At 66.6% G+C, this 23,855-nt stretch carries 18 protein-coding genes; 9 read left to right on the top strand and 9 right to left on the bottom strand.

The genetic code is table 11. The features are described 5' to 3' along the window. The first annotated feature begins 2 nt into the window (after nt 1-2). The 3 genes from P8R42_26825 to P8R42_26815 are packed head-to-tail and all read left to right on the top strand — an operon-like array spanning nt 3 to nt 2,373. Nucleotides 3-311 (top strand): hypothetical protein, encoded by a 309-nt coding sequence (locus P8R42_26825; protein ID MDG2308208.1) that lies wholly within the window; start codon nt 3-5, stop codon nt 309-311. Nucleotides 312-332: 21 nt separating this feature from the next. Then, a complete protein-coding gene (locus tag P8R42_26820) occupies nt 333-1,169 on the top strand; it encodes a CRTAC1 family protein (GenBank protein MDG2308207.1) in 837 nt (278 codons plus the stop codon). 37 nt (nt 1,170-1,206) lie between these two features. Further along, complete coding sequence (locus P8R42_26815; protein ID MDG2308206.1) at nt 1,207-2,373, top strand: hypothetical protein; 1,167 nt, start codon at nt 1,207-1,209, stop codon at nt 2,371-2,373. Between the two features lie 21 nt (nt 2,374-2,394). Here P8R42_26815 and P8R42_26810 read toward each other — a convergent pair whose 3' ends face one another. From P8R42_26810 to P8R42_26795, 4 genes are all read right to left on the bottom strand, one after another. Further along, the gene (locus P8R42_26810; protein ID MDG2308205.1) at nt 2,395-3,816 is read right to left on the bottom strand and encodes an AMP-binding protein; all 1,422 of its coding nucleotides are present in this window, start codon (nt 3,814-3,816) and stop codon (nt 2,395-2,397) included. A gap of 97 nt (nt 3,817-3,913) precedes the next feature. Further along, on the bottom strand, nt 3,914-6,532 hold the full coding sequence (locus P8R42_26805; protein MDG2308204.1) for a RecQ family ATP-dependent DNA helicase: 2,619 nt from the start codon (nt 6,530-6,532) through the stop codon (nt 3,914-3,916). 175 nt (nt 6,533-6,707) lie between these two features. After that, nucleotides 6,708-7,235 carry a VOC family protein gene (locus P8R42_26800; GenBank protein ID MDG2308203.1) on the bottom strand — a complete coding sequence of 176 codons (528 nt, stop codon included), beginning with the start codon at nt 7,233-7,235 and terminating at the stop codon, nt 6,708-6,710. A gap of 49 nt (nt 7,236-7,284) precedes the next feature. Then, complete coding sequence (locus tag P8R42_26795; protein MDG2308202.1) at nt 7,285-9,501, bottom strand: STT3 domain-containing protein; 2,217 nt, start codon at nt 9,499-9,501, stop codon at nt 7,285-7,287. 82 nt (nt 9,502-9,583) lie between these two features. Here P8R42_26795 and P8R42_26790 point away from each other — a divergent pair, with 82 nt between their 5' ends. The 6 genes from P8R42_26790 to P8R42_26765 are packed head-to-tail and all read left to right on the top strand — an operon-like array spanning nt 9,584 to nt 17,578. Further along, nucleotides 9,584-10,330 (top strand): gamma-glutamyl-gamma-aminobutyrate hydrolase family protein, encoded by a 747-nt coding sequence (locus P8R42_26790; protein ID MDG2308201.1) that lies wholly within the window; start codon nt 9,584-9,586, stop codon nt 10,328-10,330. Between the two features lie 32 nt (nt 10,331-10,362). Further along, nucleotides 10,363-11,049, top strand: a complete 687-nt coding sequence (locus tag P8R42_26785) for a response regulator transcription factor (protein ID MDG2308200.1) — start codon at nt 10,363-10,365, stop codon at nt 11,047-11,049. Then, nucleotides 11,036-12,400, top strand: coding sequence for a HAMP domain-containing sensor histidine kinase (locus P8R42_26780; GenBank protein MDG2308199.1), 1,365 nt, complete (start codon nt 11,036-11,038; stop codon nt 12,398-12,400). The genes P8R42_26785 and P8R42_26780 overlap by 14 nt, the downstream gene beginning before the upstream one ends. Nucleotides 12,401-12,413: 13 nt before the next feature. Continuing rightward, the gene (locus P8R42_26775) at nt 12,414-13,124 is read left to right on the top strand and encodes a hypothetical protein (protein ID MDG2308198.1); all 711 of its coding nucleotides are present in this window, start codon (nt 12,414-12,416) and stop codon (nt 13,122-13,124) included. A gap of 20 nt (nt 13,125-13,144) precedes the next feature. Continuing rightward, nucleotides 13,145-15,286 carry a hypothetical protein gene (locus tag P8R42_26770; GenBank protein MDG2308197.1) on the top strand — a complete coding sequence of 714 codons (2,142 nt, stop codon included), beginning with the start codon at nt 13,145-13,147 and terminating at the stop codon, nt 15,284-15,286. A 54-nt stretch (nt 15,287-15,340) separates the two neighbouring features. Further along, nucleotides 15,341-17,578, top strand: a complete 2,238-nt coding sequence (locus P8R42_26765; protein ID MDG2308196.1) for a hypothetical protein — start codon at nt 15,341-15,343, stop codon at nt 17,576-17,578. On the opposite strand, the gene P8R42_26760 is transcribed toward P8R42_26765, so the two are convergent. Genes P8R42_26760 through P8R42_26740 form a run of 5 tightly spaced genes read right to left on the bottom strand, consistent with a single transcriptional unit; the run spans nt 17,563 to nt 23,852 of the window. Further along, the gene (locus P8R42_26760) at nt 17,563-19,344 is read right to left on the bottom strand and encodes a BatD family protein (protein ID MDG2308195.1); all 1,782 of its coding nucleotides are present in this window, start codon (nt 19,342-19,344) and stop codon (nt 17,563-17,565) included. The two genes, P8R42_26765 and P8R42_26760, sit on opposite strands and share 16 nt — an antisense overlap. Then, nucleotides 19,335-21,344 carry a VWA domain-containing protein gene (locus P8R42_26755; protein ID MDG2308194.1) on the bottom strand — a complete coding sequence of 670 codons (2,010 nt, stop codon included), beginning with the start codon at nt 21,342-21,344 and terminating at the stop codon, nt 19,335-19,337. The genes P8R42_26760 and P8R42_26755 overlap by 10 nt, the downstream gene beginning before the upstream one ends. Next, complete coding sequence (locus tag P8R42_26750) at nt 21,344-22,366, bottom strand: VWA domain-containing protein (protein MDG2308193.1); 1,023 nt, start codon at nt 22,364-22,366, stop codon at nt 21,344-21,346. Before P8R42_26750 ends, P8R42_26755 begins: the two co-directional genes overlap by 1 nt. After that, nucleotides 22,363-22,902, bottom strand: a complete 540-nt coding sequence (locus P8R42_26745; protein MDG2308192.1) for a DUF4381 domain-containing protein — start codon at nt 22,900-22,902, stop codon at nt 22,363-22,365. Before P8R42_26745 ends, P8R42_26750 begins: the two co-directional genes overlap by 4 nt. After that, on the bottom strand, nt 22,899-23,852 hold the full coding sequence (locus tag P8R42_26740; GenBank protein ID MDG2308191.1) for a DUF58 domain-containing protein: 954 nt from the start codon (nt 23,850-23,852) through the stop codon (nt 22,899-22,901). Before P8R42_26740 ends, P8R42_26745 begins: the two co-directional genes overlap by 4 nt. Between the last annotated feature and the right edge of the window lie 3 nt (nt 23,853-23,855).

Below are 23,855 nucleotides of genomic sequence, written 5' to 3'. Positions count from 1 at the left end.
TGATGAACCGCTGTTCGTTTCCGCTTCGTGGACTCTCGAGCCTGGTCGCGCTTGCTCTGCTCAGTGGCTGCTTGGCGTCCGTCGAGCAATGGGAGAAGACGCGCAAGGCCGAGATCGACCCGATCAACTCCGCGATCCACCGCCACCTCCCCGGCGACATCAAATCGCGCGACGTCGACGCGATCCTCAAGAACTACGACGTCGAAACCGGCGACGGCATCATCTGGTCGCCCCCCGCCGACATCTCGGGAGACTTCAGCGAGACGCGAGTTCGCTGGGAGAAAAGCGGGGGCGAGTGGGTCGTCACTTGAGAAACGATCGAGGCGCGCGAGATGATCGAGTCATCGGAGCCACGCTTCGCGGTCGTGACCGAGATGGCCGGCTTGAGCGACGTCCATGACCTGTCCGGCTCGCCCCGGTTCCGGCTGATCGGCGAGATGGCCGCTTCCTCCGGGTCCGCGGTCGCCGACTACGACTGCGACGGCTTCGAGGACGTCGCCCTTCTCAACACGAACCACATCACGCTCTACCGAAATGCCGCAGACGGATCCTTCGTCCCGGCCAACGACGACAGCGGTCTCCCGCCCGAGCTTCCCATCTCCGGATCCGGCCTCGTCTTCTTCGATGCCGAGAACGACGGAGACCCGGACCTTTGGATCTCCGGCCTGCTCGGGCAACGCTTCTACCGCAACGAGGGATGCGGAACTTTCGTCGGCCAGACCGAGATCATCGGCATCGAACCTACGACCTGGTCCAGCATGCCCATCGTCGCGGACTACGACCAGGACGGCTACGTCGACATCATCCTGCGCAACTACGCACAGCCGGCCCAGCTGCTGCGGAACCTCGGCGGGCCCGAGCACTGGCTCGAAATCAAGCTCGTCGGAACGAAGAGCAACCGCGACGCCGTCGGTGCCCGGCTCACTCTCGAAGCGGGCGGCAAGCGCCAGGTGCGCGAGGTCCACACCGGCTCGAGCTACCTGTCGGCCTCGTCGCTAGTGCAGCATTTCGGCCTCGCGAACGCCGAGACGATCGACACGCTGGAGATCCGCTGGCCGTCGGGCCGGATCACGCGCCTCACCGACCTCGGGGCCGACCAGCAACTCATGCTGGTCGAGGGCCGAGCGGAACCGGCCCAGGTCACCTCGTGGGTCCTCGAGACCGATTGACCCTCCTCGCCCCACAGGGTTAGATCGGGACGACTTTATGGCCGAGCCAAAGCAATTCGAGCTCAACGCCGAGCGAGTCGAAGCCATTTTGGCCCAGGGCCGCGAGTGCGCCGATTCCGCCGATGCTTCGGCGCTCCTCGAGCGTGCACGCACGGGGTATGAGCTCTCTCCCGAAGAGGCCGCAAGGCTCTGGTTTTCCGAGAGCGATCACGAATCGATCTACGCCGCCGCCCGCGAGGCGCAGCAGCGCCGCGCCCTTCCCCTCGAGACCTTCTCGCCGCTGTACATGACCAACACGTGCGACGCCGAGTGCCGAATGTGTGGCATGCGCCGCGACAACGATGCGCTCGTTCGACAGACCGCGCCGTCCGAGCAGGTCGAAGAGCAGCTCCGCACGTTGAAGAAGCGCGGCATGAACGCCGTCGCCCTTCTCACCGGCGAGTACCGGGCCGAACGCCGCGGCTGGGCGCTCGAGTTCGTGAATCGCGCGTTGCGCACGACCGAGGAGCTCGAGTTCCGGCACGTCCTCATCAACATCGGCTCGCTCGAGCCCGACGAGCTGGACGCACTTCTCGACGGGATCTCGCGCCGCGACGACGGCAGCGTCGCTCCGAAGATCACCATGTGCACGTTCCAGGAGACGTACTCGCGTGAGTACTACGGCCGGTTCATGGGGAAGAGCGCAGACAACCCCCGCGCCGACTACGATCGTCGCCTGGCCAACTTCGACCGCGACCGCGCCGCGGGTATCCGCGTCGCCAATCCCGGCGTCCTGATCGGCTTGAATCCCGATCTCGCATTCGAGATGATCGCGTTGATCCTGCACACGCGCCATCTGCTCGAGGCCGGGATGGAGGTCTACCTCTCCCTACCGCGGCTTCGGCTGACCGCGGGCGAGGGACGGAGCCCGCGCGGGGCAAGTGACGAAGAGTTCATCCGGCTGGTTTCGCTGCTTGCGCTCACTGTCCCCAGCGGCAAGCTCGTCCTGACGACCCGCGAACCCAAGGAGATCCAGCACAAGCTCGTGCCGATCTGCACGGTCTTGTCGGCCGGCTCCGCGTCCGTGACACCTTACACCGAGACGGATGCTAAGTTCCCGCTCGAAACGAGTCAGTTCGAGGTCATCGACCAGCGCCCGTTCGAAGAGATCCTCGCCGAGCACCGAGAAGCAGGCGACATCGTAAACTTCCTGTCTCCGCGGTAGTGCAGCACGAGGCGACGCCGTCTAGGACGAAGCCGCGCGGCGCTCTCGCAACACCTTGCCTCGCGGGCTGCGGGGCAACGCCTCGACCCGCTCGAGGCGTAGCGTGCGGGCCGCCGCTGGGAGGACTTGGCGCGCGGCCACGCCGGCCGCTCTCAGGACTTCGGCCGCATCGTAGTCCGCACCGAGAACGAGCCGGACGGAGACGCACGCGAGACCGTGGTCGTCGGTCTCCGACGAAACGAGACACTCGCGAATGCCGTCCAAGGTGCGCAGCCGCCGCTCGACTTCGGCGGGCCGCACGAACTGGCCGCGGACCTTGAAGCGGTCGTCGAGACGGCCGAGATAGGTGAAGCGCCCGGTCTCGTCGACCTCGAGTTCGTCTCCGGTTTCGCACCACTCACCATCGGTCTCGACGATCTGATCGTTCCCATCGTCGCACGACATCGCCACCGCGCGGCTCTCGCCTCGAACCGTGAGCGCACCGCGGCGACCGGCAGCGGGTGGCTGCCCGCCGAGGCGGACCTCGAAACCCGGCACTACGTGTCCCAGCGATCCCGGCAGGGCACCCTCCGGGCGGGGCGACAAGAACGAGTTGAACATCTCGGTGCATCCGAGATTGTCGAGCGGAGTCTGGCCGAACGCGCTCTGCCAACGCGAGAACACGCTCGCCGCGAGCGGCTCCCCGGCCGACAGAACCAGACGGAGGCGACGCAGCGCTTCCCCCCGGTCGGATCGGTCGGCGAGACGCGCCATCGCCTCGAGAGACCACGGCCCGCTCACGAGTACCGTCGCGTCGTGACGACGGACCTCCGCGAGCACGGTCGGAAGGAGCAAGTCCGCCGGCAGGATCGCCGAACCCCCGGCGAGAAGCGGAAAGAAGAGATTGTTACCGAGCGCGTAGACGAACGGCAGGCCGGCCGTCGACGCCGTGCGATCGGTCGGCGCGAGTGACAGGACGTCGCGACCGAACGCCTCGTAGGCCGCTCGTGGGCCGCGGTGGGCGTGGACCACAGCCCGGGGCTCGCCGGTGGTTCCCGACGTGAAGGTCCAAAAAGCAGGGTCGCCTGCGTGAACGGGTTCGAGTTCCGCGCCGCCGGGACCCGCCGCCGTCGTCCAACCGAGCACCGCCGTGTCGTCGATCACCGCGTCGAGCGCACCCAAAATCTTCGGGTCTCCGACGCCGCCTGCAACATCCCAGCGCCCTGCGACCCGCGCGAGCTCCGTCGCAGATTGCGGATCGACGAGAAGCGGGACGCATTGCGACTGCAGCGCCGAAAGCAGGGCGAGCGCGACCACCATCTGATCGTACCCTGCGATGAGGATCCGGCTGCCGGGTGCGAAGCGCTCGTCGATCTCCCGCCCGCCGTGCTCCACCGCTCGCGCCAGATCGCCGTAGGAGAGAACGCGCGCCGCGCTCAATAGGGCCGGGTCCGAAGCGCGCATCGCCGCCTCTTCACCCAAGACGACCGCGAGGAGATGGTTCCGAGGATCTGGACAACGGCGAGTCGAAGAAGACACGGCGACCGAAAGCTGCTCCCGGTCAGGCCTTCGGGGTCTTCTTCGCGGCCTTCTTGGCCGTGACTTTCTTTGCGGGCGTCTTCTTGGCGGCCGTCTTCTTGGCGGTGACCTTCTTGGCCGGCGCCTTCTTTGCGGGTGCCTTCTTTGCGGCCACGGTCGTCGTCTTCGCTTTCGCTGCGACCTTCTTGGCCGGCGCTTTCTTTACGGGTGCCTTCTTCGCAGTGGCCTTCTTCGCGACGGCCTTCTTCGCGGTCGTGGCGACCTTCTTTGCAACCGTCTTCTTGGCGACCGACTTCTTCGCGGCGGGAGCCTTCGCCGCCGGAGCGGCCTTTGCGACGACCTTCTTGCTCACGGTCTTCGCGGCGACAGCCTTCTTCGCAACGGTCTTCTTCGCCGCCTCCTTGGCGGTCGACGCCTTCTTCGCCGTCGCGGAAACCGCCTTCGGAGCGGCCGAGGCCGGTGTCGCGGCAACTGTCCTCTTCTTGGCTGCCACCTTCTTCGCCACCGGTGCCGCTACGGGTGCGGGTTGGGTCGCAGCGGGTGTTGCGGTTGCAGGCGCACTCGGAGCCCCTGTGCGGGGTGGACGACTCGGCCGCGGCGCACGATTGCCCGCCTGCGCCTGAGATGACTGCTGCGCGCTCGACGGGGCCTGCGTGTTCGCTTGGCCCTGCGTGTTCGCTGCGTCCGAACCCTGACCGGGCCCGCGACCCTGACCGCCGCGACGCCGACGACGCCGATTGCGACGCGACCGCTTCGATCCCCCAGGCTGACCTTCTTGTGCCTGCTGATCACGAGGCTGCAGATCGCGCGCCTGCAGATCGCGCGGCTGCTGGTCGCGCGGCTGCCGGTCGCGCGGCTGTTGTCGCTGCTGCTGCTGATCGCCCTGCGCCTTCTGGCCACGTTGCGGCTGACCGCCGCCGGCTCTTTTCTTTCGAGAGCGATCCCCCCGACCCGTTTCAGGCTTTCCGCCCTTGCCGCCGCGTCCGCGCTTCTTTCCGCGCTTCGGTGGTGCCGCGATCGCCTGGAAGAACGTCGAGGGGCGCTCGGGTCGGCCACGGCAGGTATCGCACAGGCCGCAGGGTTCGCCGTCGTCCTCACCAAAGTAGCTTCGGAGGTAGGTCGCTCGGCAATCGCTGTTGTTCGCGTAGTCGGCGAGCGAATCGAGTCGCCGTGAATCCTGCGTCCGCAAATTTTCGAACTGTCCGGCGAGGCTCTTCACCCGCGCGGCCACTTCTTCGGGCGGAATCTTCACGACGACGTTGTGCTCGTCGAACTCGATGATCTCTGCCTCTTCGATCGGCACCAGGAGCGCGGTCGTCGCTCGGTCACCCAACTCCGCAGAGAGCGCGAGGGAGGGAACGTCCGGGGTGCGACCTTCACCCGCCCACGCCGAGAGAGCGCGACCGAGTCGATAGAGCTGCTCGGGCCTTAGGCGACTACGACCCAGGAGGGCCTCGTGGGTCGTGCGGTCCTCGGGGTCGTACAGGAGGATGCAGTTCGACTTCGCACCGTCGCGGCCGCCGCGACCGGCTTCCTGAACATACTGCTCAAGGGAAGCGGGCGACTGCTGGTGCACCACGTAACGAATGTCCGGCTTGTCTATGCCAAGACCGAACGCGCTCGTCGCAACCATGACGGTCCGACGGCCCGTCTTCATGAACAGTTCCTGCTGCGTGTTGCGCTCGCCGGCGTTCATCTTGCCGTGATACCGATGCGCCGGGATGCCCAGCTTCATCAACATCGCGTAGACCGTGTCGACCTCACGCGTCGTCGTACAGTAGATGATCCCGGGACGGCGCAGGCGCTGCGCGAGACGCGCGAGTGCGCGTAGACGCGCCGTCGTGTCGCGACAGATCATCACCTCGAACGCGAGGTTCGAACGATGGGGCGAACTCGCGACCACCTTGTGATCGCGCATGCCGAGGAAGCGAACGATGTCTTCGCGAACCTTCTCGGTCGCCGTCGCGGTGAGCGCGATGAGCGGCGGCGCCCCGAAGGCGCGCAGTCGTTCGCCAAGGCGCTGGTAGGCCGGCCGGAAGTCGTAACCCCACTCCGAGATGCAGTGCGCTTCGTCGATCGCGGCGAGGGAGATCCCGGATTCCTGGATGACCTCGGCGAACGCGTCGGAACCGAGCGTCTCCGGCGTCGTCATTACGAGCAACGGGCCACCCTGCTTGATGCGCTCGAGCGCTTCGGCGCGCGCTTTTCCGCGAACCGTGCCGTCCAGCCGGACGCACGGAACCTGGTACTTGATGAGCTTTTCGTGCTGATCTCGAAGGAGCGCGAGCAGAGGGGACACCAACACCACCGGCTTGGGCATCAGCATCGAGAGGATCTGGTAGACAGCCGACTTACCGAAGCCGGTCGGCAGAACCATCAAGACATCGGAGCCCTCGAGCGCAGCGTTGATTCCGCTCTCTTGCTCGGGGTGCATCTGACGAATGCCGATACGCCGAGCTGCTCGTTCCGTTTCGTTCTTCGGCTCGGGAAGCGAAGACACGTCGACCTCGGGCGCAGCCTCGCCCCCGGGGCGTCCCCGCCCACCACGTTTGTGACCTCGACCGCGCCGACGGCGGCGTCCACCGCCACCACCTGCGTTCGAGGACTGATCGCTCGCCCGGCCCATAGGTCCAGCCGCCATGCCCTCTCCCTGCACAAGGCGCGCGCGCCTGATCTTCCGGACGACCTCGACTACGACCATTCGTACCGAGGCCGCGGAGGGCGGCTCACCACGAGAAACCGTGTGAAAACAGCCGCGGGCGGAGCGCACCGCTTACCTGGGCTAAACGTAACCTGGGTCGCACAGCGAAATCAAGTCAATCGCTTGCGGCCGCCCGATAAACCTTCGTGGGCGGTGAGACCTTCGGAACGGGCGGTGCAGGGTCCTGTAGCAAGTGCTCGGCTTCGTTCTGCTCGGCCGCGGTGAAGGCCCTCGTCGTCAGGCAAAATTCAACCATGATGCCGTTCGGGTCGAGCGTGTAGATCGAAACGCACCACTCGTGATCGACCTCGGCGACGTCGTGCCCATGCTCGACCCAGCGCTTCCGATGCGCGTCGAGCTCGTCGCGGTCCCGCGCGGTGAAGGCCAGGTGATTGCTCCAGACGGGAAGACCCAACCCGCCGGCAATCGCGGTCGGGTGCTCCGCCGGCGTAGTCTCATCGTGGATCTCCCAGAAGGCGATCATGCCGTTGCCGCCGGTTTCGTAGAAGAAGTGCTTGGCCCAGCCACCTTCGGGCGTCGCGCCAACTTCCACCTTCGCGAGGGTGAACCCCATGGCTACGGAGTAGAACTCGTGCGTCGCTTTCGTGTCGCGGGTCACCAGGGCCAGATGGTGGAAGCTCATTGGCGCCGAGCATAGGGCGCTGCGTCGGCGCAGTCAAAACTGAGTTTCTTCACCGCAGATCGACGTCGACCGGAAGGCCTTCTCGCACAGCGGCTTCGGGAACATACACCTCCCGGGACCCGCCGGCGCCGTCCACGTGCCAGCGTGCATTCTGGCCGAGGTCCGGCCGCTCCGACGAATACGGCAGCGCGATCTCGCCGTACCCTCGGGCGTCGGTCCGGACGCGCGCGACGTAGGTTCGCCTCCGTCCGGCGTCGGACTCGAACTCGTAGCGGAGCTCGTACTCGTTTCGCGGGAGGCCCTCGAGACGCAGCCGTGCGCCCTCGACTCGTTCGAAGATCTTGGGCTGACCGGAGACGTGATCACGCTCTGCGTCTACCAGCAGTCGGAAGTGCTGAAGCGCCGGGATGGTTTCGTCGAGCCCCACTCCCGCGAGAAGAGCCAGGCGAAGGTACAGGGTTCGGTAGAGCGCGGGCTGATACTCCCAGCGCGTTCCCTCGGGCAACGTGGTCTGCGTGTAGTACGCGCTCGTCTGCTCCCCGCGTGCGAGGAGCGCGGCGCCGATCGTCCCGAGGTCGTTGTCGACCACCACGTACCGCACGTCTCGATCGCGCATCCTCTCGACTGCCTCATCTTCTCGGGTCGAAAGGAAGAACGCCGCCGCTTCGTCGAACGACTCTCCTCCGATGTGGGAGCCAAACGGGCTGGCCACGATCGGTAGTTTCGTCAGGTACAGGACGCGATGGCCGAGGGGCCAGAGATTCATCACGCCTCGGGGGTCGCTGCCCGGGGTTTCCGCCGCGATCTCGCCGAGCCGGCCTAAATTCGTCTGGGAAGCGGGGATCTCTCGCGGCGAGGCGGGAGCGGCGTCGTGGACGATGGCGAAAAGCGCTTCCGGGTGGCGGAGAATCGGCTCGTAATAGGGCCCGAGCCCGAACGCCGCGAGGACGGCGACCAGCACTGCCGCCGTCGTCCGGGCGAAGAGCGGTGACCCGCGACTCGCCAGCGCCTCCCGGACCCGGCTCTGCACCCACCGCAGGCCGAATGCCGCGAGGATCGCGAGCGCCGGCGCAAACGCTTCGGCGAAGCGTCGCTGGCGCAGCGCCAGGACGAACAGCGCGGTTCCCCACACGACCAGCAGTAGCTTGCCCGCATCGAGGCGACCCTGCTCCATCGCCCCGCGCGCCACGAGCACCAGCAGGACCGGAACGACGAACCAGAATCGCGTGAGCCAGAGCGTCGCGCCGCTCAGATTGATCGTGCCGTCGGACCGAAGAAAGATCGGCACGACTTCCTGGATAGACGACATGAAGTCGTCGCGCGCGAATACCCAGTTGCCGACTTCGAAGAGCGCCCCACTCGCGACACCAACGGCCAACCCCAGCCCCATCAAAACCGCGAGCCAGAGAAATCCGCGTTCCGGCGCTCGGGCAACCCCGACCCCGACGACCGCAACCGCGGCGAGGACCGACGGATGAAGATACGAGAGTGCGAAGGAACCCCACGGCGCACCCGTCGCGTGCACGGTCGCGACGACGACCGGGAGAATCAGAACCGCCGCGACCCCATGACTCCACGCCGCGGCGCGGCCAACGCGCGCACGATTCTCGATGCTCGAGAGCGCGAAGACCGCGAGAAGGTAGGCGTCGAGGATGAGGGCGAACAGTACGAAGCCATTCCAGAGCAGCATCCCGAACGTGAGGGCGGTGGCGAGTCCGGCGTACCGACCTTCCCGCAGCGCGACGAGTGCGCCCAGGAACAGGAAGACCTGCACGAGCGTGACCGCCGCGTGATGGTCGACGAATCCGAGTCGCGAATACCAGAGGTGCGCAGGGATCAGGACCGCCAGAGTGGCGGCGATCCAGGCGCCCGGCCCGTCCAGAATGCGACGCGCCAGGGCATAGACGGGGATACAGAGCAGCGCGCCCGTGACCGGCGCCGAGAGGGCCAGGACCGTCTCGACGGCCGCGGGGCTCGACGCCGGCACCCCGACCAGCTTCACCAGCCCGGCCAGGAGCCAAGGGAAGAGCGGCGGCCAGATGGGCGCCGCCCCGTACGGATGGTCCAAAAGGGGATCCACCAGTGGCACCCAGGGGTAGGCGGCGAGCGCCTGAAAGACCCGATGTGCCTGATAATACGGGTCATTTCCGGGAAAGACGACCGAACCATCGACGAAGACGTCGGCGGCATTCGTGGTGCGCAGAAGGAAGCCCAGGACGACCAGGGCGGCCATCCAGAGAACCCGCTTGGCTCGATCCAGATCCATTCGACGAAGATGCTCCCCGGCAGGGGGCATCCCCCTCCTTCGTGAAAGTCGGTCGATCACCCTATAGACTGAAACGTCAGTCATGCGCAGGGTCCTCGTCTTTCAGCACGTCGCCCACGAGATCCTGGGCACGCTCAATCCGTTGCTGAAATCCGCCAGCATGCGGATTCGGTACGTTAACTTCGGGCGCGATCCCGAAGCCAAGCCCAGCCTCGAGGGATACGAGGGTCTCGTGGTCCTCGGCGGCCCGATGAACGTCGACCAGGTCGACCGGTTTCCGCACCTGCAGACCGAGGTCGAAGCGATTCAGGATGCCCTCGACCGCGACATCCCGGTGCTGGGAATCTGCCTCGGCGCCCAGCTCATCGCACGCGCCCTCGGTGCACCCGTCGGCCCGGCCGTTCGGAAAGAGATCGGTTGGTACGACGTCTGCGTTTCGGAACCTGGGCTCGGCGATCCTCTGTTGTCGAACTTCGCGCCGACCGAGCGGATCTTCCAGTGGCACGGAGACACCTTCGACATCCCGCGCGGTGCAGAGCATCTCGCATCCTCTACCCTCTGTCCGAACCAGGCGTTCCGCTATGGCAAAAAGGTCTACGGTCTACAATTCCATCTCGAGGTCGACGCGCCGTTGATCGAGCGGTGGCTCAGCATCCCGGTTCACCAGGCCGAGATCGCGGCGCTCGAAGGAGCCGTCGATGCAGGCGAGATCCGAAGCGAGACCGTTTCCCGGATCGACAGCGCCTGCGACCTCGCCGCCCGCACGTTCGGAGAGTGGATCCATCTCTTCGGCCGCGAGAAACGCGGGCGCATTCTGACGTCGCGGTAGGAGCCGAGCGCCGACTCGGGCATAGTCACGCTGTGCGGATCCTTCTGATCGAAGACGACCTGGAGGCGGCTCGCTACGTCGCCAAGGGTCTCGGCGAGAGCGGCTACGTCGTCGACCACGCCGAAGACGGGCCTCGTGGACTGATGATGGCGACCACGGATCCGTACGACGTTCTCGTCGTCGATCGGATGCTCCCCGGGGTCGACGGTCTCTCGGTGATCGAAGCTCTGCGCAAGAACGGCACGGACATTCCGGTGTTGATCTTGTCGGCCATGGGGAGCGTCGACGATCGCGTCGCCGGCCTCAAAGCCGGGGGCGACGACTACTTGGTGAAGCCCTTCGCGTTCGCCGAGTTGCTCGCCCGCGTCGAAGCTCTGATGCGTCGAACGCGGTCCGCCGGTGCGCAGGAGACGAGCCTTCGCGTCGCCGATCTCGAAATGGATCTTCTCTCGCGCGCCGTGAATCGCAGCGGGCAGTCGATCGACCTGAAGCCGCGCGAGTTCCGAATTCTCGAATTCCTGATGCGCCACGCCGGCCACGTCGTAACGCGGACGATGCTCCTGGAGAGCGTCTGGGACTACCACTTCGACCCGCAGACGAACGTCGTCGACGTCCACATCAGTCGGCTGCGGCAGAAGATCGACGCCGGGTACGAGCGCCCTCTTCTCCACACCGTGCGCGGGGCCGGGTACCGATTGGCGGAGAATGAGACGCCGTAGCCTCATCTTTCGCTACACCCTGCTGCACGCGACGTTGTTCATCCTCGTGCTGAGTGGGGCCCTCGCCTTCTTGTACTGGTCGACGCTCTCCGCGCACGAAACCGAGATGGACGCGCAGATTCAGCACGATGCGCAAAACCTGCACGACCAACTCGCGAGCGTCCGCACCGTGACGGAGATGGCCGCGATCGTCTCCCGAACGACCGCCGAGCAGCCCGGCCGAACGACGGTCTACATGCTCGCCACCAAAACGCGGCAGTACGTTGCAGGCAACCTGCGCGAGTGGCCCAACGGAATCGAGAAGGACGGCGACTTGTTCGAGTTCCCGCTCGAAGGAGCGGCCACCAGCAAAGCCCGCGGGCGCGGCCGCACGTATAGCCTGCCGAACGGGGAGCAACTTCTGGTCGGCCGCAACGTCAGCGAGCGCGCCCGGTTCCGCACTCTGATCGGCAATGCGTTCGGAGGCGCACTCTTCCTCACGGTTCTCCTCGGCGTCAGCGGCGCCTACCTGCTGAGCCGCCGGGTCTCGCGCCACCTCGACGAGATCAATCAGAACAGCGAGGAGATCCTGCAGGGCAATCTCGAGCTGCGCATGCCAGAGACCGGACGGGGAGACGAGTTCGACGAGCTCTCCCAGAACCTGAACCGGATGCTCGATCGAATCGGCACCCTGATGTCGGCAATGCGTGAGGTGACCGACGACATCGCGCACGACATGCGCAGTCCGATCTCGCGTCTCAGGAGCCGCATCGAAGTCGCACTCCTCGGAAAGGATGACCCCGCCGCGTATCGTGCGGCTCTCGAGGGCACGATCGAGGATGCCGACGCCATCCTCGGCATGTTCAACGCGCTCCTCACGATCGCCCACGCGGAGTCGGGTGAACCCCGGAAGAACTTCGAGCCCGTCGATGTCCGTAAGATCGTCTCAGACGCCGTGGAGATCTACGAACCCGCGGCAGAGGACGCCGGACTTTCCGTCGTAATGGAAAAGAGCCCGCCGGCACGTCTCTCCGGAAACCCGAACCTTCTCGGACAGGCCATCACGAACCTCCTCGACAACGCGATGAAGTACGTCCCAACCGGCGGACACCTGCGGTGTCGGGTCGAGAACGCGGACGACCGCGTGCGCATCGTCGTCGCGGACGATGGGCCCGGAGTGCCCGACGCTTTCTTCGACAAGGCCTTCGACCGGTTCAGCCGGCTCGAGGCGAGCCGCACGTCGACCGGAAGCGGGCTCGGGTTGAGCCTGGTGCGCGCCATCGCTCACCTGCATGGCGGTGACGTCCGCCTGAGCGCCGCGAACCCCGGACTCGTGGTGACCATCGATCTGCCCGTCCGCTCTGAAGCGTGATATGAGCGGGGCCATGCTTCTCCTGCACGAAACCCACGAGGTTTACGGCGAACGCGAGGCGGAGTTCGACGAGGTCTACCGCGACGGCTGGATGAAGACCCTCGGGGCGGGCGACGACGGACGCCTCCTGTACTTCCTCCGTCACGCCCACGGGACCGGTCCCTCGTATCGCGTCATCACCCTCACCGCTCTGCGAGACGGCGCTGCCTGGGACCGGCTCGCACGGCGCGTGGAGACCGGCGACCTCGCGGACTGGGCCGCTCGGATCGACGAGATGCGCCACGAGGTCGAGGCCAAGATGCTCGTGCCTCTGCCCTGGTCGCCGCGCCAGGACATCGACTTCGCCGCGGTGCCGACCGACGGCGCCGCGAAGCCGCTCGCCCTCTTCATGGAAGACACGGTCTGGCCGTACGAGGGTAAGCTCGACGAATACATCGATCGCTCGGGCTCGCACTACGCAGAGGAGATGAAACAGACGAGCGAGGTGGGACCGCGGATCCTCACGGTCGACGCAAGCTATCGCACGGCCTTCGGCAGCGGTAAGCGACGCGAGGTGATCCTCTGGCAAAAGGTGCAACGGCCGGAAGCGATGGAGCGCCTGCTCTGCAACGAGGTACCGCCCCAATACATGAAGCCCGGCACGTGGATGCACGATGCGCTTTCCCTCCGAGATCAGTGGCAAAGCCGATTGCTGCGCACCGTGAGATGGTCACCCCTCTCCTGATTCGCAAGACCTGAGAGGCCATGTCCGTTACTCGAAAGAGGGCGTGGCTCGCGGGCAGTCTCGCTGCGATGTTCTTCGCCGTGATGACACCGTGGGTGCTGCGCCCGTGGTTCCTCTCGGCCGACGAGCTTCCGCGCGACACGTCGTTCTTCGCGGCCGTCGAGAACGCCGACCTCTTGCTCAACGCGTGGATCCTCGGCTGGGTCGCCCGAGCCGGGATCACGGACCCGACGGCCTTGTTTGACGGGAACATCTTCTATCCAGCGTCGAACACGATCGCACTGTCCGAGAACATGATCGCGCACGTGCCGGTCACCGGAGCCGTCTTCGCGGCAACCGGAAGCGTGCTCGCCGTCCTCAAAGCGATGGCGCTCGAGAGCTTTCTGCTCGCCGGGCTCGGGATGTTCGCTCTGGTGTTCTCGCACACCAAGAACGCGGGAGCGGCCCTCGTCGCCGGCGCGGCATTCACGTTTGCGCCGTGGCGAGTAGAGGGATTCCCGCACCCGCAGTACCTCGCAACCGGAGCCCTTCCGCTCGCCCTGTTGGCGATCGATCTATGGCTCGATCACCGACGTTTCCGGAACCTGGTCGGACTGGCTGCCGCCGTCGCGTTCCAGATCCTTGCCTGTCTATATCTAGGGTATTTCATCGCGTTCGCAGCGGGTGCCTATGCCGTCGCTCGCTTGACCGCGACACGGCGTGAGCCGCTTCGTGCCGCCGCCGGCATCGTAGCAGCGATGGGAATCGGCGCGGCGATTGCCGCTCCGGTTGCACTGCCGTACCTACGCGCACGCGCCGAAGGGATCATCGCGCCGTTTGATCCGACGCGATTCGTCGGTCACGCTTGGGCCCCGTGGGACTACCTCAGCGTCGCGTTCGTGGCGCTCGCCGGTGTCGCCGTCCTCGCCCTCGTCGCCGGAGATCTCGCCGAACGGCTCGCACGCGCGATCCGGCGCGATCCGATCGTCATGACGGCGCGAGAGTGGGCCCTGTGGGCCGTCGTGGGTGTCGCCGTTTTGTTCTCGACCGGGCCTTACCTGAAGATCGGCGCCGTCTCCCTGCCGACGCCATACCTGCTCTTCTACGATTACCTTCCCGGCTTCTCGTCGATTCGCGGTCCTCGACGCTTCTTCATCATCGCGCTCGTCGGCCTCGCGGCGCTCGCGGGCCACGCCTTCGCACGTTGGACGCGCCGGTCCCCGGGGTGGTTCCAGGCGAGCGCGGGAGTCACCGTCGCAGTCGCCTGCGCCGTAGCCGCCGCACCGACCCCGTCGCCTGTATTCTCCGCCCACCTGGGTGCGAACGCCGCGCCCGTCTACGAATGGCTCGACGCGCAGTCGCGAGGCGGCGCCGTGCTCGAGATCCCAACCTCATCCATCGAAGGGGATTTCGTCGGCGCCGCTCGCAACGCACGCTACATGATGGCGAGCACCGAGCACTGGCATCCCCTCGTGAACGGCTACAGCGGCTACGAGCCGATCACGACTTCGTTCCTAACGACGGCCATTCGACAGCTTCCGGCGTCGGACGCTCTGCAGTTTCTCGTCGACGCCGTCGACGTACGTTGGATCGTGGTGCACCGAGACGACCTCATCGGATCCGAGCGGTCGCTTTGGAAACATGTCCAGACGGCCGGGCTCGAACCGATCGCCCGGTTCGGGCCGGACGAGGTTTACGAGGTGACCCGAAAGCCTCAGCGTCTGTGGCGAGACCGGCTCGCCACCGCCGACGGCAACCCAACGAGAGCGACCTGGACGGGCCTGCCGACCGCCGCGCTCGCCAGCGAATGCCGCTCCGGCCGGATCCTCGCGGTCGAGGCGCCCGCGGTCGTTGCGCTGACGGCGTTCCCGATTCCGATTCCGGTCCGCTTCGAGAACGAGAGCCCGTGCGCGTGGCCCGCGGTCAACGTCGCGACGGAGGGACTCGTCGGGCTGACCTACGCCTGGACAGATCCTGACGGCCGCACGCAGCCCTCGGGACCGTTCTCGAGGCTGCTCGCGGACGTACCGGCGCACACAACGCGGACCGAACCCGTGATGGTCATCCCGCCGTTCGGCGCACCCGGCAGATGGCAGCTCGAGGTCTTCCTCGAGCAGCGAGGTGCAGAGGCGCCGATCGCCACCGGACGTGTTGCGGTCGACGTGAAGCAGATGAAGCCGTGAGTTCCCCGGCACCCGTCGTTGACGCCGCTACCGCCATCCGTGATCGTAGCCCGGATGAGTGACGGGAACCCAGGCGCCGGCGGCGCGAGTGACGTCGTCCGGGACCGCCCGGAGCCGCTCGACCGCACCGACATCTGGTTGGGCTTCGCCGTAGTCGCCGTCGCCGTCGCCTTCCAGTGGCCGATCCATGACCGCTGGCTCAGCCTTCAGGACGAGGGCTACATCCTCGCCATCGCAGACGACCTCAACCGAGGCAAAGTCCTGTATCGCGACGTCACGAGCGACGCGCCGTTCCCCGGCGCATTCTACCTCCTGTCGTGGTGGTTTCGCTTCACCGGGCCCTCCGTCGAGAGCACACGCATCCTCGCCATGGGCGGCTTCGCACTCTACTGCGCGGCCATCTATCGCATTAGTCGCGAGCTCCTGTCGCGTCGTTGGTGTTTCGGCGTCGTGTTCGCTCTGCTCTGCTACCGCGTCTGGGCCTTTCCGCACTGGCACATCTACAGCTACTCGCTCGTTTCCGCCGTTCTCATGACGACGGCGGTCGCACTCGTCTGCGTTTATCGAAGAACACGCAGCCTCGGTTACGTCCTCATCGCCGGGCTGTGCGCCGGCGCGGGCATCATGAGCAAACAGAACTACGGGCTCGCCGTGACCGGCTCCCTTGGGCTCGCGTTGCTGATTCTCCCGTGGCTCGACGCGAAGAAGCGCCCCACGTTCTTCGGCGCACTCCTGCCCGGCGCAACGCTCGGGCTCGCCGCGCTCGCCATCGTCGTGCCCTCGATTCTCTACTTCGCGTCTCAAGGCGCGCTCGAAGCCATGATCGATCAGACGTGGGTCTTCCCATTCACGCTGATGGACAAGCTCCACTTCACCGCGCTTCCCGACCTCTGGCCGCTCTGGGGTCAGGATTCGAATCTGCGCGCGGAGATCGGCAGCTACTTCCCTGCCATCCTCGCCACCTTGTGGTGGTACCCGTGCCCGGGCTGTTTCGTCAGCGAGATGAGCAGCGGGCCGCTGTACCTCGACACGGCCTTCTGGGACGTAACGCTGAAGCTGTTCTACTGGGCGCCGATCCTATCGTACTTCACCGCCGCGACTCTCTGGGGAACGAAGATCATTCGCGGTCGTATGGCCGGAGACGACCCCGACTATGGTGAACGACGGCTTCTCCTCCTCGCGTTTGCCGGTGGATTCCTGCTGGCGTTCAACAAGCCGCGCGATTGGGTCCACCTCATGATGGTGTACCCGCCGAGCATCACGCTCGGTGCCGTCCTCCTATACGACACCATGCGGACGCTTCCGACTCCTGCGCGCAGAGCGACAGGCGCCGTGACGGCCTTTGTCATGGTGTGCACGCTCGGTCTTTCCATCGCGCTGATGATCGACCTGCGGCATCGAATCAATTGGCCGCTCGACATGCCGCGCGGTGGCGTCTACGGCGATCCGCAGAACGGACCCATCATTCAAGACGTCGTCGAGTACCTCGATGCGGCCGCACCCCCGGGAACACCCGTTCCCGTGTACCCGGTGCAGCCGATGCTGGGGTTCCTCGCGGGACGTACCACGGCCGGTGGCTACTACGTCGTCTGGCCGTCGCAGAACGAGAACCGCGACGAGAAGATCATCGCCGACTTCGAGAACAAGGGGATCACGAACGTGATCTACAGTGTCTCGCAGTACCAGCACCTGGGCGCGTTCCGAACCAACGCGCCGAAGCTGTTCGATCACCTGGTCGAGAACTTCGAGGTCGAGCGAGTCTTCTCACGCGAGACGCACGGGCCCATCGTCATGGGACTCCGGCTCCAGGTACCGCCCCCGTCTCTTCCGATTCCCCTCGCGGGTCAGCTCCGCAAGAAGTTGAACGGCGCCAAGTGGGAAACCTGGTCGTTCGACGAGGTCCTGACCCAGCCGGTCGGCAGACGAACTCGCCTCATGGTGTTCGTCCCTGAAAAGCAGACTCTGCTGAACTTCGGTTTCGGCGTGAACCCCGACCGGTGGCTCGACGTGAAGGGCGGCCCGTTCACCTTCCGAATGGTTTTGAAGGAACCACTGAACCCCGCGCGACACGTCCTGTTCGAAAGGGATCTGGACCCCGCGATGGAGGTGGAGGACCGGGCCTGGAACAAGTCCACCGTCGACCTCGCCGCGTTCGCCGGCAAGGCCGTCATCCTGGAGCTCTCGGTGCGATCGGAGCGAGAGGAGCCGTCCCCGCAGAACCTCGTGGGTTGGAAAAGTCCGTATTTCCTCGCCCCGCGCGCGAGCGTATCCGCGATTCACCTCGACGGATAGAGCTCCGGGAGAACCTGCGGCGCCGTCGAACGATCGGCGGCACCTTCGGCCCGCAGGGCCAGGCGCAGTTGCTGCCAGAAGCGCGCCCCATCGAAGGCGTCCGCACCGGGCGCATACAGGCTGCGATCGAGCCTCAGAGCCTCGGAGGAGAACTCGTCGTGCCCCAGACGAAGCGCGATCATCCGCGGATTCGCCGGTGCACCGACCCCGAAACGGGCGCGTGCCCACCGAACGAGCGCATCCCGCGTTCCGGCGGGGTCCGCCGCGCCACAGGCCTTCTGGACCTCCTTCAGGAGATGGGGCGCACCGGGTTCGGATGCAGGGTCACCCACGGAACGCCGGCGGCGCAGCACAACGACCCAAGCACCCCCGAGTCCGAGGAGAAGTGCCGCCAGGGCGGGAAGCCATCCCTCGAGAAGTCCGGTTTCTTTCGCGGCAGGCTCCGTCGAGCCCACCGACGGTTCCGGATTCGTTACGGCCGGCTTGGCAATGGGTGCACTTGCCGGCGCCGGGACAGTGGTCGCCGCGCCCATTGCCGGGAGGACCTGGATCTCGCGCGCGGGCAGCTCCGCGGTACGCTCGACTTCGTTCGTCGCATCCCACCACGTCACCTGCACCGGGGGCAGGATCACCGCGCCCGGGCTCGAGGGCACGAGCGCAACGGTCTGTTCGCGCACCGAGACCGTCCCATCGTCCGTTGGCAGGGTTCCGTCGCGGGAGCCCTCGTCGTACTGGCGAACTCCTTCGACGGCCGGAATCTCGAACGCCGGAAGCTGCTCCGCCGACGCACCGAGCGCGCGGAGCGTCACCGTCCGCTTCACCGCTTCGCCGACCCGGAACGACGGCGAGGCCGGCTCGAAGGCTTCGGCGATCTCCACGTGCTTGGCGGGCAGGAACCATCCCTGCGCACCGTCCGGACGCGCTTGCACGTCGATCTCGATCGCGTTCGAGCGCACCCGGATCTGGCGACCCGGGTTCATCATCTGATCGAACAGACCAGACCCGAAGCGTCCGAACGTTGCGCCGAACGGATCCTGGCCGCCGAAGAAGTCGGCGACCGGCGACCGGCCGCGCGCGCCCGGGTCGGCGATCCGCGCCTCGAGCGTCACCGGGGCGACGACCATCTTGCCGCTCGCCTGAGGCGCGAGAACGTACTCGCGCTCATGGACCTGGTAACGGCGGCCTTTCACGGTCTCCTCGTAGGTCCGCCCCTCGCCGGCCACGGTCACTCGCGCGTTCTCGACCTGCGGTGCGGTGAGACCACCCCCGCGAATCCCGATGCCGTCGTACACTTTCACCGTGTAGCGGACCTCGCCCTGAACGTACGGCGAGATCTGGTCCACCGTGCTCTCGACGAACAAGTCGGGCGCGTCCGCGCGGCTCGGCGGGGGCGCCGCCTCGGCCACACGGATCCGAAGCGGCTCGCTCGTCGCGGCGCCGGCGTGCAGGGGCGGGATCACGATCTCACCGGTGCTGCGCGGCAGGAGCGTGACCGTCCAGTCGACACTCGCCTCGCGGCGTCCGTTCACCACGGTGATTCTCTGACTCTGTTGCGTACCGAGAATCTCGAAGTCGCGTTCCAGGGGAGACAGATCGGGCGTCGCCACCGAGCCGTCGATGGGCGCACGAAGCTGGAGTTGCACGTGCTCCCCGGCGCGAACCACGGAGTGTCCGAGGCGTGCCTCGAGACCGGCCGCGGAAGCGGTCGAGGCCACGAGGGTGAATGCCGTGACGACGGCCAGGGTTCGGATGTGGCTCACCACCATGAGTTGCCTCCTCGTTGCTGCACGAGCCGACGCTGCTGCTCGGCGAATCGCTTCTCGGCGTACTTGCGATGGATCTTCGCGCGCAGGAGACCCGACGGGTCGTCAGGGACCTGGCGGAGCATCTGTTCGCGAGCCTGCTCCTCTTCGGAGATCGGCTCGGCTGCTTCGGTCGCGGCCATCTGGGAACCCGGCTCGCCCGGCCCCTCGGCCTCGGCATTCTCAAGTGCCTCGTCGAGGCGGTCGCTGACGGAGTTCGATCCGTCCCCCTCCTCGACTTCGGGCCGCTGGGCCTGTTGCTCGCTCGACGGATCTTCCTGCTCACTGCCGCTCTTCGCCTGAGCGGACGGCTCTCGTTCGGACTCCTCGCCTTCACCGGAAGCCGTCTCCCGTTGCTCGGTCGAAGGCTCGCCTTCGCTCTCGGAGGACGCTTGCTCGGAAACCGACTCCTTTTGCTCCGCGCCTTCGCCCCCGGACTGCGAAGCGTTCTCTTGCGGCTGTTCCTCGCCGCCCCCGTCGGCCTCGCTCTGCTCTTGTTCCTGGCCCTCGCCATCCTCGGGCTGCTGTTCGGGGTCCTCGGAGCCCTCGCCGTTCTGCGACTGCTGTTGCTGCTGTTCTTGCTGTTGTTGGTCGAGCAGCTTCTCGACCAGGTCTCGGTTGAACGTCGCGTCCTCGTGGCCGGGCTCGGCCTCGAGGACTTCGTCGTACGCCGAGATCGCCTCTTCCAGCTTTCCGGTTCGCGCCAGAGCGTTCCCCAGATTGTAACGATTCTCCTCCCCGAACAGCGCCGCAAACTGGGTGCTCGCTTCTTCGTATTCGCCGCTCTCGTATTGCGCAGCCGCACGCCAGTCGGACGCCTCGAAGAGGTCCGAAGCGCTCTCGGCATCACCCGCGGCGAGCGCCTCGGCTCCCTGCTGATCCGGGGTCTGCCAGAGATCGTCCCACACGCCGGCTCGCGCTTCGGACGGCGCACTGAGCGCGATCCCGATCAGGACGACCGCAAGCCAACCCCGTCGGAAGGCCAACGGCGCGAGCAGGATCGGCAGAAAGAGCAGGTACACGCCCGCGTCCTTCCAGATCTCGACGTTCGCCGCCGATACCGACGCATCGTCGCTCGTGCTCGCAAGTGACAGCCGCTCGGCGAGCAGAACGTCCAGGTCGGTCTCGCCGGAGGTCAAGTTCGCGAACCGACCGCCACCCGACGCCGCGAGCGCCCGAAGTTCATCGACGGGAACACTGGCCAGAAACCTCTCGCCGTCCGCCGTCCGCGCGAAACCCCCGCGCCCGTCGGGGACCGGAGCACCCTCCTGCGTTCCGATAGCGAGCACCGAAACACGCCTGCCACTCTCTGCGGCACGAGCGGCGGCCGCGCGAGTCGCAGAGGGGTCGTCCCCGGCCGAGTCCCCGAAGACGAGAATCCGTCCTCCGGGGACGCCAGCTTGTTCGAGAAGCGCGGCCGCTTGATCGATTGCACGATCGGGACGACTCCCCCGCCCCGGCATGATGTCGCTCGTGAGCGTCGGGATCATCTCCGCGATGACGCGCCCATCGTCGGTCAGGGGGGACGCCACGAAGGGTTCGTCCGAGTAGATCACGAGGCCGACCTGTCCGCCGGCGCTACGCTCGAGAACGTCTTGCAACTTGTAGCGCGCCCGCGCGAGACGCGACGGCGTGAGGTCCTCGGCGTCCATCGAAACGGACATGTCGAGCGCCACGACCGTGGCCTCGGTCGTCTTCGTCGTCGGCTGTGCGACGCGCTCCCAACTCGGGCCCGCCATCGCCAGACTCGCAGCAAGCCAGCCGGCGCCGAGCATCCAGAACGGCCAGGTTCGGGTGCCTCCCTCTCCGGGGAGAGTGAGGTGACGCAACAGATGCGCATCCACCGCATCACGCCACGCGGTCCCACGCGTCGCCGCGCGGACGCAGTGCCAGAGCACGAACGCAGCCGGCAGCAGGGCCAGAAGCAACAGGGGGCGCTCGAAATGAAAGTCGGTTGGAATCATCAGGCTACCTCGGAAGAGACGTGGCCGGTGGCGCCGAACGAGGGCCGGATCTCTGCGAGTCCGATGCCCAGGCTCAGCGCGAGGGCAATTCCGAGCGGCCACTCGAACAGGTCCTTGGTCGGTCGTACGTAGAGCGGCTCGGCGACGGCGGGCTCCAGACGGTCGATCTCGCGATAGACGTTCGCGAGCCCTTCGATATTCTTGGCGCGGAAGTACGCACCGCCGGTGAGGTCTGCGATCTCCGAGAGCGCTCGCTCGTCGAGGTCCGCCGATGGGTTCACCATGCGGGTCCCAAACGCGCTCCGCATCGCAATCTGATCCGCACCGACGCCGATCGTGTAGATGCGGATCCCCTCGGCCGCTGCGAGTCGCGCCGCGTCGACAGGATCGAGAGCGCCCGCGTTGCTGGCACCATCGGTCAGCAGAACCAGAACGCGGCTGTCGGCGGGCCGATCGCGGAGTCGCTTGGTCGCGATCCCGATCGCGTCGCCGATCGCCGTCTCCTCACCCGCGAGGCCAATCTGGGCCTCGTCGAGCAGCGTCTGCACCGTCGGTCGATCGAACGTGAGCGGCGCCTGCAGATAGGCTCGCGTTCCGAAGAGAACGAGACCCAGCCGGTCACCTTCGCGCCGACCGATGAAGTCCTCGGCGACCTCCTTCACCACGGTCAGCCGATCGGCCGCGCGCCCACCGAGAGTGAAGTCCTCCCGCGCCATGCTGCCCGAAAGGTCGACGGCCAGCATCAGGTCGCGGCCTTCTGCCGGCAACGCGACGGGCTCGCCGACCCACATCGGGCGTGCCGCCGCCACGACCAGAAAAATCCATGCCGTGGTCATGACGGCGAGCAGCGCCCGACGGCCGAGCGTGGGGGGGAGGAGACCGCCACGCATCGAGGCGATGGAATCGAAGAAGGGAACGCGCAGCGCCCCGGCCCGCGTCTGCGGCGCAGCGGGGAAGAAGCGGCGCACGACAAAGGGAAGGGGCACCAACGCAAAGGCCCAAGGCCAACCGAATTCCATCATGTGTTCCACCGGATCCAATCGCGCGCAGCAGCGACGACGCCCTTGCGTCCTACGCTCGTCCCTTCCAACTCGAACGAAGCCGAGCCGGGCGGTGCGTACGGCGCCATCGCGAGGAGCTGGCCCATGTCCTCGTCGAACGACACCCGCCTGCGCTTCTCGCGCGGGCTCGTCTCCGACAGGAACTCCTGCCAGGCCGACCCGTGCAGACTGGCGACTTGGGTTCGACCGAAGCGGGTAAGGGCGACCCGGCGCAGAAGCGCCGAGACGGAGGTCGCCAGCCCCTGGAAGTCGGCCGACGCTCCGTCGATGGTTTCAAGTTCACAGAGGGCGTGGTGGGCGAGACTGGCCCGTCGGATCCGGATCCCCACGACGGTGAGGACGAGCAAGGCGACGACCACCGCCAGCGCGATCCACCAGCCCGGGGCCGGTGGCCACATGCCGACCGCAGCGGGAAAATGAATTCCGCGAAGCGCAGCGAGAGGGTCTCCCTGCGCGCCGCCGGCCGCGGCATTCATCAAATCCGTGGGTGCGTTCATGCCTGACCTCCCGCGGCGCGCGCGCCGCCGAACGCACGGGCGAACCGATCCGCACGCAGCACGGTCTGGCAGTCCTCGCCCGTCTGCAGGGGAAGGAACGCCGCGCGATTGCGACTGCACGTCTTCTCCAAGCGATTGCGTCGTTCCGCGAACCGCTCGGCGTACTCGGTACGCCAACCTTCGTTCTCGGTCGGGAGGCGGAGGACCCGCTCGCCGTCACTGATCCGGTAGTCCCCGGACGCCGGCGCGCTCGACTCGAGCACGTCGTGCACGAGTAGACACGCGACGTCGCAACGACGCGCCAATCGCCCGATCTCGCGCTCGACGTCGTCGTCGAGATCGTGAAAGTCGCTCAGGAGAAGCACCAACGTGCCGGGACGGGCGACCCGCCCGAGGCGAGCGAGCCCTTCGGAGAGCGGGAGAGCCGTGCCCTCAGTCTCGTCCGCGGTCGCATCGCTCAGTTGACGAAGAAACCCGACGAGGCGACCCCGCGTTCGTTGCGGTGCCACCTCTCGATGCCCCGAGGGCGTGAGGATGAGACCGCCGACCCGGTCGCCCGCATCGCGAGCGGCCCACGCCAAAGTCGCGGCCGCTCGAGCGGCGAGAACCGACTTGAACGAGTCCCGCGTGCCGAAGCGCATGGGAAGGCGCGCGTCGACCAGCAGGAGAACCGGTCGCTCGCGCTCTTCGTGGAAGAGCTTCGTGTGAACGCGGCCAGTTCGCGCCATGACGCGCCAGTCGATCGTCCTCACGTCGTCGCCGGCCTGGTACTCCCGCGACTCGTCGAACTCCATGCCCCGACCATGAAAGGCCGAGTCGTAGGAGCCCGACTGCAAAGTTCGCACGCGCCCAGTGGGTGAGATCCCCACCGAGCGGAAAGGCGACCGCTGGCGGACGAGTTCGTCCAGGCTCGCCACCACGCCGTAGTTTGTGTCTCGTTCCTGAGACACGGT

The sequence above is a fragment of the Candidatus Binatia bacterium genome, from assembly GCA_029243485.1.
GTDB lineage: Bacteria > Desulfobacterota > Binatia > UBA12015 > UBA12015 > VGTG01.
This window is presented reverse-complemented; position numbering and strand designations above follow the sequence as displayed.